Below are 12,956 nucleotides of genomic sequence, written 5' to 3'. Positions count from 1 at the left end.
TGCCCCTGCGTTGATGGGAACCATCAGAAACCCGATGCGGGTGCGTTTCGGCGGCCGTCACATCATGTCGCCCGCACCCGTCTCCGCTTCGAAGGGGTTGATGCCCGGCCGTCCCGGCCGTCCAGCCACGCAGTCGAGCAAGGCTGGAATGGCCTTGCTCGTCCCGCTCAGCAGGATGGACACCGTGCTGCGCCGTCCGTGGACGGACAGGCTCGATCCGCGCATCAGGGCATCGAGCAGGTCGCGCGTCAACGGCAGGCCCAGGTTGAAGATGTCCGGCACCGGAACTTCGACGATGCCTTGCCCAGTCCAGCGCCGGTCGATGCTGACGACGACGTCATAGACGGCGCCGATGGACAGGTCGAAGTCCGCGCGGAAGATATGCAGCCGGAACGTCCTGAAATCACCGGTGACCGACATTGCGATGGCGGCATCGATCTCCGGGTGCCCGCCGATCCGGTATTCCGAAAGGAGCAGGCAATAGCCCGCACCATCGCGTTCCAGTCGCCAGCCCACCACCCGGTCCTTGCCGTAGGCCAGTTCCGGAGCAAAGCCGGTCATGGCGATCAACAGCGCGAGCGTGCACCATAGGGATCTACGCTCCATTGTCGGAAGCTCCTATCCTTGACCGATGGGGCGCGCGGTGGCCAGGCGCAGATAGGCGTCAATGCGGGCGAGCCAGGCGCCGCGCCGCCCGCCCGCCGCCTCGTCCAGCCGCCCGGCGGCGAGGCGCGCCCGCAGGCTGGCGCGGAAACTGCGGTAGAAGGCGATCAGCCGCCGGTCGGCTGCGTCGCCGCTCCAGGCGCGGTACAGGTCGAGAATGGCGTCGCCGACCCGTCGGGCGCCAAGCCGCTCGCATTCGAGCGCCAGATAAGCCAGTTCGTCCACCGGATCAAGCAATCGCAGATCGCGGCTGAACTCCAAGCAGTCGATGATCCGGGGCGTGCCGTCGAGGAAGACATGCTCGGGCCGCAGGTCGCCATGCCCCTCGACGATCCGCCCCTCCGCCGCCCGCGCCCGAAGCAGTGGGCCGTGTTCCGACAGAAACGCGACCTGCGCGGCAGCGGCGGCGCGGGCTCGTTCGGCCAGCGGCCCGGTCACCCGGGGAACCGTCACGTCGAGATTGCGGCTGATGTCCGCCTCGAAACGCCGCTGATAGTCGGCTGGCGACATCGGTTCCGCCAAGCCGCCGCCGTAGAACTCCGTCAGGACGAGGCCGAGCCGCTCGATGTCGGCCGGTGTCAGGGCGCCGGCCCGGATGCGCTCGTCCAACCGCCGCTCCTGCGGCAGGCGCACCATCCACACCAGCCAGTCGGCCACCAAATCCCGCGCATCCAAGTCCCGCGCATCCAAGTCCCGCGGACCGGGGCGTCCTCCGAGACGGAACGAGCCGTCCGGACGGGCAAGCAGACCGACCACGCCGAGATAGACATCGGGCGCCAAGCGGCGGTTCAGCCGCATCTCGGTCAAGCAGTTGCTTCGCCGGGCGGTGAGGGACGTGAAATCCACATTGGGCAGACGCGCCGGCTTCTTCAGCTTGTAGGCGTGCCGCTCGGTCAGGAAGACCCACGACAGGTGTGTTTCGATGGTCTCGACCAGGCTTGGACGATCCGGATAGGCGTCGGGCTTGCGCAGAAAGGCGATCTTCGCCTCCAGCGGGACGCGGGCTTCCCTCGTTTCCTGTGGCGCAGCGATGGTGTGCGGGTCCGCCACGGCTCAATGCACCATCAACACCGGCCGATCGGCGGCTTCCAGCACATGGTGCGTGGCGCCTCCCAATGCTTGTTCGAACACGCGGGCGTGGCCGTAAGCCCCCATGACGAGGAGATCCGCCTCCACCGCGCGAGCCTGGGCGAGAATCGCTCCGGGTGCTTCGAACTCGGCGGCGAAATTGATCCGCGCGTCCGCGTGGATGCGGTGCGCCTCCAGATAGGCCAGGGCGCGGCGGTCGGGCGCGTCGTCGTACCCCGGCGGGTGCACGGAGAGCAGGATGGTTTCCTTGGCGTGACGCAGGAACGGCAGCGCGCCGTGCAAGGCGCGGCCGGCCTCGCGTCGCTCGTTCCACGCGACAAGCACGCGTTGCAGTTGGAACGTTTCCTCCGCCCCCGACGGGACGATCAGCAGCGGCGCGCTGGCGCTCAGCACCAGTTGGCCGAGCGCGCGCGGCGACAGTCCGCCCTTGCCTTCGGGATCTCCATCACCGCGCCCGGCGACGATCAGGTCGGCGTAACGGCTGTGGAAGGCCAGCCGCTCGGGCAGGAAGCCGTGATCGGCGATCCAGTCGCATTTCAGACAGGCGGCGTTGCACCGGGCGATAAAGCTCTGTTCCGCTTCGGCCGAGGGCTGACCGGGCACCGGTGGATCGGGCACCGGTGGGATGGCCACCGGTGCCGCGACGTACCAGGGCAGGGCGGTCTCGGCCGGGCAATGGAGGCCGATGAGGCGCGCGCCCATCAGGCGCGCCACCGCGATGGCCGTCGAAAGGCCGGCGCTCGTGTGGAGATCCCGGGCGAACGGCACGAGGATCGTCTTGATGTCCATGATGACCTCCCGGTCTTGCCCGCATCGGTATGCCCATCGCCGAAGCGTCAGTGGGACATCAGCACCGGCACGGTCATACGGTCGAGAATCGAGCGGGTCGCACCGCCAAGGATCCATTCGCGGGCGCGAGAGTGGCCATAGGCACCCATGACCAGCAGATCCGCATCGTGGTCGAACATCCAGTTCAACACCACGTCCGCCACGTCGCTGCCCTGCGACGACAGGGAGACCACCTCCACCGTCACGCCGTGGCGGGCCAACAGGGTGCCGATGTCCGCCCCCGGCAACGCGCCGTGACCGCTTGGCGTGGATGCCGCATCGACCACCAGCACCGTGACCGATGTCGCCTTCTCCAGCATGGGCATGGCATCGGCGACCGCGCGCGCCGCCGCCCGGCCCGCGTCCCAGGCCACCACGATCCGTTTCCCGATGGTGGGACGGAGGCCGGCTTGGGGAACCAGCAGCACCGGCCGCCCGCAGGACATCACCACCGTTTCGATCTCGAGCCGGCCGACGAGCGCAGAATGGCCGGGCAGCGCCTGACCGAGGACGAGAAGGTCCGCGTAACGGGCGTTCAGGGCGAGGGCCCTGTCGATCGCTGTGTCATCGCACTTGCAGATCCGCCGTTCCGCCACGCACCGCTGCCGGTCGAGCAAGGCGTCCATCATGGCGACCGTGCGCTCCGTCTCCTCCGCCGCGGACCGGTTCAGCGCGTCGGTCACGAATTGCGGAACGCCACCGTCGATGGACATGGGAATGCGCGGCTGAATGTCGAGCACGAGGCCGGTCAGGTGCGCCGTGTGCTGCTCCGCCAAGCGCATGGCCGCTTCGACCCGTGCCGCGCCGGTCGGGCAATCATCGAACTGGACGAGAATTTCCCGGTAGGACATGGCCGCGTCTCCTGGTCGTGTGAAGGGGCGTTTTCGCCCGACGAGCTTCGTGAGACAGCATTGGCACGTATGAGGATCGTGACATTAACCTGGATAAAGACCGGAGCGGCGCAGACGCCGGGAACCGACTCCGCCAAGCGTGCACGAGGTGGTCAATCAACTCCCTGCCAACTCCCCGCCAACTCGCCGCGGATCGGCAGATAGGGAAAGCTGTAGGCGGGGCTTCGGCGGGCGGTGGCGCGGGCGCAGGCCAGGGTGGCGGCCCGCAAGTCGTCCTTGTCAGGCGATCGTGTGGTGACCATCGCCCTCTCCCTTGCGCACCGCTTGCTCGTTCTCGTGATGGCGGACGTAATGCGCCAGAACGATCTTCAGGACACCGGCGCGCTTCATGTCCCGGCAGGCCACGGCATGGGCAATGTCATCCTCGATCATGCGGCGGATGGTGCGTTGCCCCTCCGGGGTCTGGTCGAGGTAGGAGCCGAGTTCCGCAGCGACGATCTCCGGCAAATGCTCATGCTCGGCGATGGCGTCGATCTCCTCGCGGGTCAAACCACTCAGCCCGATGCAGTCTTCGATCGTGATCATTATGACGGCCTCTCTGGTCACGGGTGTGACACCAGTTTGGCCGGATCGAGCAGCGTGGACCTTAACCCAGGTTAGCAAGCCCCGACTTCAATCGGTGTGTCCTGCGGCGCCGGTGTGAAGGGTCAGCCGCAAACTGGTTTGCGGCGAGGTTGTCCACGCCGACTCCGCGCCAACCTGCTCGGCCAGCATGGTGATCAATTCGAGGCCGGAGGACCGTACCCGCTCCGGCGGCAGGCCAACGCCATTATCGGACAGACTCAGATGGATCTCGCCGGGCTTTGCCACAAGCAAGGCGAGGGTAATCGTCCCGCTTCCCTGTGGGAACGCATGCTTGGCGCTGTTGGTGATGAACTCGTTGGCGATCAGCCCGAGTGAGACGGCGGTGTTGTGGTCGACATACGCATGGTCGACGCTGGTTCGCAGCGCGATGCCGCCGGCAAGGCCGCGTCCATGAAGGGCTACGGCGTTGGCGCACAGTTCCAGAAGATAGTCTCCCAACTCCACGACGCCGACCTGGCTGGCCTCATACAGGCGCGAATGGACGAGGCGAAGCGCCTCGACCCGCCCCTGAAGCTCTTCCAGGATGCGGATGGTTTCTTCGCTCTTGGCTTGGCCGCTTTCCAACGCAAGCAGACTCAAAATCGCCTGGAGATCGTTCTTGACCCGGTGCTGAAGTTCACGCATCGACATAGCCCGCTGGTCTTCCGCCCGGCGCAAGAGCACGCTGGTGTTCCGCATCGTGTCGTAGACCGAGGCCAATTCCTCCAGGTTGGTCGGCGGCGGCGGCGGGAACGCCGCTCCGGGTGTCTGCAGCGCCTCCGCAACCTGCGCCAACCCGGCCACCGACCTGGACAGCCGACGGGCGTAGCGCAGCACCAGGAGGGAGGCGCAGCCGAGCGCGAGGACACTGACAGCCGCCGCCGACCATAGCGATTGGCGTAGAGGCTCCTCGAACACGGAGGCCGGCGCGGCGAACGCGACCGTCCATCCCGACACCTTTGAACGCGAGAACACGAGCGACAACGGCTCTCCCTCCAGAGCGGGGCCGGCCGCCTGCCCGGTCGGAGAAGATTGGATCGCCCTCTGAACCCACCCAGGGGCTGGTTTGCCGACAAACTGTTCGGCAGCGCGCGTTCGCGCGACGACGACCCCGTTTCGGTCGATGATCCCAGCCACCCAACCGTCGGGGATTGGCTGCTCTCGAAGGAGGGTCTCCCATTTCGAGGTCGTCACCGCTGCAATGAGTGCGTAACGTTTGCCATCCTTCACCTGAACGGGCACCAGGACTGCGCCGACATGCTCGTTGGCGATGGGCCCGTACAACAGTCCGGAAATCTGCGGTTGTCCGGTGGACATCGCCTCGGCCAGTTCGGAATTGACGTCGGCAACCGTCGGCACGGTCGTTCCGTACGGAACTTTGGTGCTGAACACCACGCTTCCATCGGCATCGCGAAGCGTTACGTGCGACCAGTGGGAATGCTTGTCCTTGACCGCCTGAGCAACGCGATAAAGCCGTTGCGGATCGCCATCGACAACCATCGTCGCGGCAAGCCCCTCCAGGGCCGAGGTGGTGACGAGCAGTTGCTGATCGAGAGCCGCCGCGATGGCGCGGACCGTGATCGCCATCTCGGCGGCGGCAAACCGTCGTTGTGTTGCCAGATTCCATGCGACCAAGCTCACGGCGATGGCAGCCATGGCCGCCAAGGCCGTGACCACGACACTGAGAAGATGGCGGCTGATGTTCCGACGTGCCAAACCTATGGGAGGTGGAGGGGGCGGCGAGATGTTGGTTAATAGCTGCATTGCCAAACCTCTTGATCATCAAAAGGTTGCCGTCGGCATTTTAAATTATATACCCCTTATACTCTTTCTATCAAAGTGTGCAATGATTTCATGGTCCGGAACATTGTTGTGTCATGAAGGTTCGCGATAATATGAAGAATGTGTTTCGCCATAGTTTATCTTATTATGTTTGGCATTGTTATCGTAACGAATTGAGTATGATGGATAAGGCATGATGGGGTGTCGTCGGCCTATTTTACGGATATCTTCCGTCTCATTAGCATAGGCGTGCCGGATGGTGATCCAGATCAAGTCAATCGGCGGCACAATGAGGGACTGTTGCCGTGATGAGCCCAAGCGTTGAAAGATCGGCGGCGAAAAACCGGGGCTGTGTTTCAGCTCCAACCGAGTTTTCGATGCCACTTTTTCCTGATGAGGGCGGTGCTCAAGCTTAACCCCGTGCATTGCCACAGGAGGCGGCCATGATGCCAACCGGTGACCTTGCAGAAGTCGAGCATCTTCATGCCGAACTCATGAACGCAATTGCCTTGGCCCTGGCGAGCGGCAGGCATCGCGATCAGGATTTGCTGTTTCTCTTTCAATGGGTACAAGAGGTGGGACAGACCGAAGCACTGGACCGCGTCCAGTCCGTTGCAAGCGAGGCGCCGGACCGGACAACGGAGATGGACTGCCAGAGCGTGTTGCGGTCACTCGTCTGCACGCCGGCACGCACGCCTCTCGGGATCGCCGCGAAGCTGGCGGTCGCCTGTGCAATGTTCGACGCTTTCAAAATGGCTCAGGAGGCGCCGGGAGGTCCTGTGGCGCCCCATGTCATTCTGTCCGCCTTTCTCGACGCCATGGCCCAGGCTCAGCTGCTTCCGTTGGAGCGGCCAAGCCTTCCGCACTGATTCCAGGCTGAGGAGGCGGTCATGCAATCAGACTGCCAAACGTGCCCGCTGCGACGTGACGGGTTGTGCGCAAGCGTTGCGGATGAACAGTTGTCCAACTGGGCGGCGATCAAACGCCCGGTCCGCACCATTCGTGCCGGCGCCAGTTTGTTTGTCGAAGGTGACGAAAACGAGATGGTCTACATCGTTCGCCGTGGCTGGGCGTTGGCGTCCATGATGCACGAGAACGGGCGGCGCCAAGTGCTGCGTTTCGTCATGCCGGGAAATCTGATCGGTTTCGAGCGGGGCCCCGACGGTGATATGCCCTGCACGGTTGAAGCGCTCACCGATCTGATCGTCTGTCCGATGCCACGCCATTCCCTGATGCGCTTTTGCCAACAGGTGCCGAACGTTGCCTTGCGGATGGCATCCTTGCTCGCGGCCGAAACGATCTCTGATTGGCGGCTCCTGGGCGGGCTCGGCACCCGCACCGCCGCAGAGCGGATTGCCCGGCTTCTCCTTGCCCTTTACAATCGGCAACGGCAAAGAACCGCACCGGACATTTCGGACGTGACGTTGCCGATCAGTCAGGTCCTCATTGCCGATGCCACAGGGCTGACACCGGTCCACGTCTGTCGGACGCTCAAGGAGATGCGTACTGCTGGGCTGCTGTCCTTCGCGAAAGGCCACCTGCGTGTGCTCGATTGGATGCGGCTCACTGAACTGGCCGAGATGAACGACGCCACGGCACCTCAGCCACTCGCCAAGCAGGACGTGTCGTTGCCACTCACCAATCCACGGGGCTGCGGTCAATTGCCACAAGATTTACGGAAGCCATTATTGGAGTCGTCCGGGGTGCGTATAATTCATGTTATGGACTCTTCCAGTCGATCCGCTTCGAAATAACTCTGACATCAGTAATTATCGATCGATTCCGCCCGTCGATTTAAATGCTATGTACAAAGGACCAGGAGAGAAATTCTGAATTCCACCTGATGCAAGCAGCGACTGCACAGCGGAAGGACGCCACCTCAGAAGGTCAGCACCGCCGCTCCGGTGACGGTCCCGCAGCGCAGCGCTTCCACAGCTTCATTGGCCTGGGCGAGGGGAAAGGGCGTTGTGCGGGTCCGTACGGGGATGCGGGGCGCAAGCGCCAGGAACTCCTCCCCGTCCCGGCGGGTGAGGTTGGCAACGGAGCGGATCACCCGCTCACCCCATAGGATGTCATAGGGGAAGGAGGGGATGTCGCTCATGTGGATGCCGGCGCAGACGACGGTGCCCCCCTTCACCACCGCCCGCAGCGCCACCGGCACCAGCGCGCCGACGGGGGCGAAGAGAATGGCGGCATCCAGAGGCTCCGGAGGGGGCTCTTCAGACCCGCCGGCCCATGCCGCGCCAAGATCACGGGCCAGGGCCTGTGCAGCCTCATCCCCAGTCCGCGTGAAAGCGAAAACCCGCTGACCCCAGTGCCGGGCAAGCTGGATGACGATGTGCGCAGCGGCCCCGAAGCCGTAAAGACCCAGGCGTTTCACCTCCCCGACGGCCCGGAGGGCGCGGTAGCCGATCAGGCCGGCGCACATCAGCGGCGCCGCTTCGATGTCCGTGTAGGATGGGTCGACAGGAAAGGCGTAGCGAGCGTCGGCGACCGCCATCTCGGCGTAGCCGCCGTCGATCTGGTAGCCGGTGTAGCGCGCGCGGTCGCACAGGTTCTCGCGTCCCGAGCGGCAATAGACGCATTCGCCGCAACTCCAGCCGAGCCAGGCGATGCCCACGCGGTCCCCAAGATGAAAGCGCTCCACGCCCGGCCCAGTTTCGAGGACGCTCCCGATGATCTCATGGCCGGGAATAAGTGGCAGTTTGGGATGCGGCAACTCGCCGTCCATGACGTGCAGGTCGGTTCGGCACACCGCGCAGGCGTGAACGGCGATCAGGATTTGGCCCGGTCCTGGCTCTGGGTCCGGCAGCAAGGCGGGAATCAGCGATGCGCGCGGCTGTGGCAGGATCATCGCTCTCATGCTCAGCCCTCCATGTGAAGGTCTGCTTCACGATCGTTCTGGACATTGGCGGGCTCCTGCGACCTCGATCCAGGCGCGCGGCGCGGAGTGGTTGGGCTCGCGTTAGCGCGACATCCCTTGCAGATAGGCGATAACGTCATCGATCTCCGAGCGTGAAAGGTTCAGGTCCGGCATCGGCGGGTGAGGAAAGGTCAGCCATTGCCGCAACCAGTTCGGACTGCGGTTCGGATCGCGCGCGATGCTGGCCAATGTCGGGACCGCGTCGGTGCCGCGCACGACACGGCTGTCCGCATTGCTGTCCGAGGTCAGGTGGCAGGCGGCGCACCAACGGTCGGCGATGCTTCTGCCGGCTTCCGCGTCCGCCGCCTGTGTCACGTCCGCCATGGCGAAGAACGTCATCAACACCCCCGCGCATAGGCCCGTCTTCATTGCAAGCCTTCCTTTAGGGACATCAGGTACGCGACGACATCGTCAATTTCTTCCATGGACAGACGGATGTTCGGCATGACCGGGTGGGATGTCCGCAGGTAACTGCGCAGGGCCATTTCGGTGATCCCTGGATCGCGCATTCGCTCCACCAGGTCAGGCGCAGCAAGCTCCTCCTGCATGGGGGGTGGCTTAGCCATCGGCGGCTGCGACACGCGGTGGCACTCACCGCAGACCTCCTCGACCAAGTGGCGCCCGAAGCCGATGCTGCCTGGTCCATCGGACGCGGCGTGCGCGGACGCGGCAACAATCGATGAAACGATGACTGCTCCGACCGCTAGGCTGGGCAATCGGCACGGAGTGTCGACCATGTCAGGCCTCCCTGTGCCACGGGGCTGGTGCAAGTGGTAAAGCGTCTTGTGCAGAAACGACCGCCCGCCCGAAGCCGACGGCAAGCCGGAAAGGTTCTGCGATGATCAGCTGCATGCTATGGCTGGGGCGCTCAGGAAGTCCACTCTTCGTACGAGGTACATGGCTGACAGGGCTCAGAAGGGCGCAGGACAAAAAGACGCAGGATAAGGCGCCTGCGCAGCGCTATCGCCGCCCTGCATTGCCAACCGTGTCAGACTCGGTGATCTTTAAACCGCGCCGGCTTTGTCGGAGGCCGGTTATGTAAGGATCACGCCGCCGTGGCGACGTCTTCACGCGAACGCCGTCCGCACCACGCGCTCGTGGACCTCGGGGGCGTATTTTGGTGATGACGGTTTCGTCATGATGACCCCATCTTCTCAGAACATGGAACCTCCGGAAAACTCGGAGCGGCTCAGTCTCCGCCGGCTCACGCAGGATGGGCCGCGGGATGCCGCGCTGTTCTTCGACCGCCTTGTGGACGGCGCCCCAATCCACCCGTGACGTGGCACGACCCGCGGCGCGTGCAACGATCGCCTCAAGATCCGGGAAGTCGGGCGGGTCGAAGCGCCCTGTTTCCTCTAGGGCATCGGCTTGCTGGGTCGTCAGGTGAACCTCGATGTAAAGGCTGTCGCCGACCCAGCCGAGCTTCACCGGCTCGTCCACGACACGAATCTGAGTGCCGATGGGGACCTCCTCGTACAGGCGCCCGATATCCCGGTTGTGCAGGCGGAAGCAGCCGTGGCTCACGCGGCGCCCAACACCATAAGGTTTGTTGGTCCCATGGACGATGATTCCCGTCCAGCCGAGGTACAGTGCCTTGGGCCCCAGCGGGTTGTCCGGTCCCGGCGGGACATAGGGCGGCAGGTCCGGGTCCTCCTCCCGCATGCGCGTGGAAGGCATCCAGGGCGGGTTGACACGCTTGGCCCGGACGTAGGTGGAGCCGGTCCGCAGGTTGGCGGCCTCGGCACCGATTCCCACCGGAAAACTGGCCGCCGGCTTCCCCCGCGCGAAGTGATACAGGCGCTGCTCCGCAAGATTGATCACGATGCCGCTGCGCCCCCCGGATGGAAGGATATGCGCCGTCGGCAGCACCACGAGTGTTCGGTCGCCCGGCAGCCACGGGTCGATGGCTGGATTTGCCATGATGATCTCGGTGTAGCCGAGATCATTGTCGATGGCGATGTCGGCCAGCGTGTCGTCCGCCGACGCAAAGAAAATACCGAATGGCAGTGTTCCAATGATGTCGGCCGCCGTCACCGGCACCGGAGCAAAGGCCAGGGCCGCCAGGGCAGTGACAACGCCTCCAATCGAACGCAACAGGACGGCAGCGCCCACGGTCACCTACGGCCTCAGTCCGCCTAAGAGCGGGTCTTCCGCTGGGTGCGGCTGAACATGCGTTCCGCCTTTTCGTTCGCCGCCCTGGCGTCCGCCGCCGCAGCGCGCGCCTGTTCAGCCGACTGCTGGGCGGCGCTGGCGGCCCGCGCCGCCTCCGCCTTGGCGTCATTGGCGGTGGCTTGCGTCTGGATCAGAAGGTTGCGGTCTTCCGCGCTTAACCCCGAGCATCCCGCCGCGAGCAGGGTGCCCAGCACGACGACGGATAGGTTGCGCAAGGACATCGCCATATCAATCTCCTATCTTGGATCCGAGAAACAAGGCGACCGGCGCGGAGCGAGGGATCTCCGCTGCAGGAGGTCCGCCCCGCCCAATCACCCGCTTGCCCGGCGTATCGAGCGTCAAGCATGGGTGAAGGCGGCGTCGAGGCATTAACCCAGGTAAAGGCAGCGCATCGTGAAGACGCGGAGATCGGGCGGAGCCCGACCTCTTTCGGTCGAAGCGTCCCTGTGGGCGCCGCCTTTTGCGGGTTAACTCCATCCGTGAGCGCTGATCTTGATGCACGTTAATGTCCCGGGGCATCCCTCGGATAGGCTGCGGGAGTCCATGGTGCGGAGCGTGGACCCAGTCCTTCCGGAGCCAGCCGATGACGCTGCCGCTGACCGAGCACGGACCGTTGACCGACCACGGTCCGAGCCCTGGACGATCAAAGATCCCAGCGGAACGCCGTGTCGCCCGACATCCCGGCTGGCTGTTCGGGCTCGCGCTCGCGCTGACGGCCGCCGCAATGCTGCTTTCTCACGCTGTTGGCACCCGCAACGCCGCGCCCGCTTACCGCACCGGCCCGGTGGCCCGTGGGGCGGTTACCGCGTCGACCACCGCGTCGGGCACCGTCAACCCGGTCGTCACCGTGCAGGTGGGGTCGCAGGTGTCGGGACAGATCAGCGAATTGCTCGCCGACTTCAACACCGAGGTGAAGACCGGTCAGCTCGTCGCCCGCATCGATCCTGCGCTGTTCGAGACACAGGTGGCGCAGGCGGTCGGCGACCTCGCCGTTGCCCAGGCGGGCATCGAGACCCAGCGCGCCACGGTCATACGCGCCAACGCCGACCTGGAGGCCGCGCGCGCCACCCTGAGCAACGTACAGGCTCAGCTGCGCAAGGCCCAAGCGCTCCTGTTCAACGCCAGGAGCAGTTATGAACGCACGCAACGGCTCTTCGACCGCGGAAATGCCTCCGCCTCGGACCGCGACAGTGCGAAATCCGCCAACGACGCCGCCCAGGCGGAGGTCGAGGCTCTGACCGCGCAGGAGATCGGCCAGCAGGCAACCGTCCGCTCCAGCGAGGCCCAGCTTACCCTCGCCCAAGCCAACGTGGCGAGCGCGACGGCGTTGGTGCAGCAGAAACAGGCGGCGTATCAGGGAGCGCGCATCAATCTGGAGCACACGCGCATCGTCGCCCCGGTGGACGGCACCGTCATCCAGCGCAACGTCGACCGCGGCCAGACGGTGGCGGCCAGCTTGCAGGCCCCGGTGCTGTTCACCATCGCCCAGGATCTGACGGCCATGCAGGTGGACGCTTCCGTGGACGAGGCGGATGTCGGGACCGTCCGGGTGCGCCAGGACGTGCACTTCACCGTGGACGCTTTCCCCGGCCGCCGCTTCACCGGGGCGGTGATCCAGATCCGCAAGGCGCCGCAGGTCGTGCAGAACGTCGTCACCTACGACGTGGTCATCTCGGCGCCCAATCCCGACCTCGCACTCCTTCCCGGTCTGACCGCCAACGTCCGCATCGTCACCGACCACCGCGACGACGCGCTGCTGGTTCCCAGCGCCGCCTTGCGCTATCACCCGGCCAAGGCCGCCCCGTCGAGCAGCCCGCCATCCCAGAAGACGGGCGAGGTCTGGGTGCTGAACGCCACCGGGCAGCCGGAGCGCCGCCCTCTTCGGCTTGGTGTTTCCGACGGCAGCATGGTGGAGGTCGTCGAAGGAAAGCTGGAAGTCGGAGACCGCGTCGTGCTCGGCGAAACGGCGCCGTCCACGGCTTCGGGTGCCGTTCCATCCATGGGCGCCGGACCGCGTATGTGAC

The 12,956-nt window shown here is 65.1% G+C and carries 15 protein-coding genes; 3 read left to right on the top strand and 12 right to left on the bottom strand.

All coding sequences use genetic code 11. The features are described 5' to 3' along the window. Positions 1-57: 57 nt before the first annotated feature. From ACWPXE_RS22060 to ACWPXE_RS22030, 7 genes are all read right to left on the bottom strand, one after another. Positions 58-606, bottom strand: coding sequence for a hypothetical protein (locus ACWPXE_RS22060; protein ID WP_454019505.1), 549 nt, complete (start codon positions 604-606; stop codon positions 58-60). Positions 607-618: 12 nt separating this feature from the next. Next, a complete protein-coding gene (locus ACWPXE_RS22055; protein ID WP_454019504.1) occupies positions 619-1,713 on the bottom strand; it encodes a hypothetical protein in 1,095 nt (364 codons plus the stop codon). Between the two features lie 3 nt (positions 1,714-1,716). Then, positions 1,717-2,541: a universal stress protein gene (locus ACWPXE_RS22050; RefSeq protein ID WP_454019503.1), complete on the bottom strand. Its 825-nt coding sequence runs from the start codon at positions 2,539-2,541 to the stop codon at positions 1,717-1,719. A gap of 47 nt (positions 2,542-2,588) precedes the next feature. Continuing rightward, the gene (locus ACWPXE_RS22045) at positions 2,589-3,431 is read right to left on the bottom strand and encodes a universal stress protein (RefSeq protein WP_454019502.1); all 843 of its coding nucleotides are present in this window, start codon (positions 3,429-3,431) and stop codon (positions 2,589-2,591) included. A gap of 152 nt (positions 3,432-3,583) precedes the next feature. Continuing rightward, positions 3,584-3,733 (bottom strand): hypothetical protein, encoded by a 150-nt coding sequence (locus ACWPXE_RS22040; protein ID WP_454019501.1) that lies wholly within the window; start codon positions 3,731-3,733, stop codon positions 3,584-3,586. Continuing rightward, positions 3,711-4,016 carry a hypothetical protein gene (locus tag ACWPXE_RS22035; protein ID WP_237907186.1) on the bottom strand — a complete coding sequence of 102 codons (306 nt, stop codon included), beginning with the start codon at positions 4,014-4,016 and terminating at the stop codon, positions 3,711-3,713. The genes ACWPXE_RS22040 and ACWPXE_RS22035 overlap by 23 nt, the downstream gene beginning before the upstream one ends. An 87-nt stretch (positions 4,017-4,103) precedes the next feature. Beyond that, complete coding sequence (locus tag ACWPXE_RS22030; protein WP_454019500.1) at positions 4,104-5,711, bottom strand: sensor histidine kinase; 1,608 nt, start codon at positions 5,709-5,711, stop codon at positions 4,104-4,106. 569 nt (positions 5,712-6,280) lie between these two features. On the opposite strand from ACWPXE_RS22030, the gene ACWPXE_RS22025 reads away from it, so the two are divergent. Further along, complete coding sequence (locus ACWPXE_RS22025; protein WP_454019499.1) at positions 6,281-6,706, top strand: hypothetical protein; 426 nt, start codon at positions 6,281-6,283, stop codon at positions 6,704-6,706. A gap of 90 nt (positions 6,707-6,796) precedes the next feature. After that, complete coding sequence (locus ACWPXE_RS22020) at positions 6,797-7,591, top strand: Crp/Fnr family transcriptional regulator (protein ID WP_454019498.1); 795 nt, start codon at positions 6,797-6,799, stop codon at positions 7,589-7,591. Between the two features lie 125 nt (positions 7,592-7,716). On the opposite strand, the gene ACWPXE_RS22015 is transcribed toward ACWPXE_RS22020, so the two are convergent. The 5 genes from ACWPXE_RS22015 to ACWPXE_RS21995 all read right to left on the bottom strand — a co-directional run bounded on the left by ACWPXE_RS22015 (position 7,717) and on the right by ACWPXE_RS21995 (position 11,159). Beyond that, on the bottom strand, positions 7,717-8,700 hold the full coding sequence (locus ACWPXE_RS22015) for a zinc-dependent alcohol dehydrogenase family protein (RefSeq protein ID WP_454019497.1): 984 nt from the start codon (positions 8,698-8,700) through the stop codon (positions 7,717-7,719). 102 nt (positions 8,701-8,802) lie between these two features. Then, positions 8,803-9,099 (bottom strand): c-type cytochrome, encoded by a 297-nt coding sequence (locus tag ACWPXE_RS22010; protein WP_454019496.1) that lies wholly within the window; start codon positions 9,097-9,099, stop codon positions 8,803-8,805. Positions 9,100-9,125: 26 nt separating this feature from the next. Further along, positions 9,126-9,497 (bottom strand): c-type cytochrome, encoded by a 372-nt coding sequence (locus tag ACWPXE_RS22005; protein WP_454019495.1) that lies wholly within the window; start codon positions 9,495-9,497, stop codon positions 9,126-9,128. Between the two features lie 223 nt (positions 9,498-9,720). Then, positions 9,721-10,878: a L,D-transpeptidase family protein gene (locus ACWPXE_RS22000; protein WP_454019494.1), complete on the bottom strand. Its 1,158-nt coding sequence runs from the start codon at positions 10,876-10,878 to the stop codon at positions 9,721-9,723. A 17-nt stretch (positions 10,879-10,895) separates the two neighbouring features. Next, on the bottom strand, positions 10,896-11,159 hold the full coding sequence (locus ACWPXE_RS21995) for an alanine-zipper protein (RefSeq protein WP_454019493.1): 264 nt from the start codon (positions 11,157-11,159) through the stop codon (positions 10,896-10,898). A gap of 356 nt (positions 11,160-11,515) precedes the next feature. Between ACWPXE_RS21995 and ACWPXE_RS21990 the strand changes: the two genes are divergently transcribed. After that, positions 11,516-12,955 (top strand): efflux RND transporter periplasmic adaptor subunit, encoded by a 1,440-nt coding sequence (locus ACWPXE_RS21990; protein WP_454019492.1) that lies wholly within the window; start codon positions 11,516-11,518, stop codon positions 12,953-12,955. Position 12,956 lies beyond the last annotated feature (1 nt).

The organism is Azospirillum sp. Marseille-Q6669 (assembly GCF_965111635.1).
The sequence above is the reverse complement of the archived record's forward strand: the minus strand, read 5'-3'. Positions and strand labels throughout refer to the sequence as shown.

What these genes read in the sequence shown, in the direction of transcription:
- ACWPXE_RS22060 (WP_454019505.1), bottom strand. Translation starts at nt 606, where the DNA reads ATGGAGCGTAGATCCCTATGGTGCACGCTCGCGCTGTTGATCGCCATG.
- ACWPXE_RS22050 (WP_454019503.1), bottom strand. Translation starts at nt 2,541, where the DNA reads ATGGACATCAAGACGATCCTCGTGCCGTTCGCCCGGGATCTCCACACG.
- ACWPXE_RS22045 (WP_454019502.1), bottom strand. Translation starts at nt 3,431, where the DNA reads ATGTCCTACCGGGAAATTCTCGTCCAGTTCGATGATTGCCCGACCGGC.
- ACWPXE_RS22040 (WP_454019501.1), bottom strand. Translation starts at nt 3,733, where the DNA reads ATGGTCACCACACGATCGCCTGACAAGGACGACTTGCGGGCCGCCACC.
- ACWPXE_RS22035 (WP_237907186.1), bottom strand. Translation starts at nt 4,016, where the DNA reads ATGATCACGATCGAAGACTGCATCGGGCTGAGTGGTTTGACCCGCGAG.
- ACWPXE_RS22030 (WP_454019500.1), bottom strand. Translation starts at nt 5,711, where the DNA reads ATGGCTGCCATCGCCGTGAGCTTGGTCGCATGGAATCTGGCAACACAA.
- ACWPXE_RS22025 (WP_454019499.1), top strand. Translation starts at nt 6,281, where the DNA reads ATGATGCCAACCGGTGACCTTGCAGAAGTCGAGCATCTTCATGCCGAA.
- ACWPXE_RS22015 (WP_454019497.1), bottom strand. Translation starts at nt 8,700, where the DNA reads ATGAGAGCGATGATCCTGCCACAGCCGCGCGCATCGCTGATTCCCGCC.
- ACWPXE_RS22010 (WP_454019496.1), bottom strand. Translation starts at nt 9,099, where the DNA reads ATGACGTTCTTCGCCATGGCGGACGTGACACAGGCGGCGGACGCGGAA.
- ACWPXE_RS22005 (WP_454019495.1), bottom strand. Translation starts at nt 9,497, where the DNA reads ATGGTCGACACTCCGTGCCGATTGCCCAGCCTAGCGGTCGGAGCAGTC.
- ACWPXE_RS21995 (WP_454019493.1), bottom strand. Translation starts at nt 11,159, where the DNA reads ATGGCGATGTCCTTGCGCAACCTATCCGTCGTCGTGCTGGGCACCCTG.
- ACWPXE_RS21990 (WP_454019492.1), top strand. Translation starts at nt 11,516, where the DNA reads ATGACGCTGCCGCTGACCGAGCACGGACCGTTGACCGACCACGGTCCG.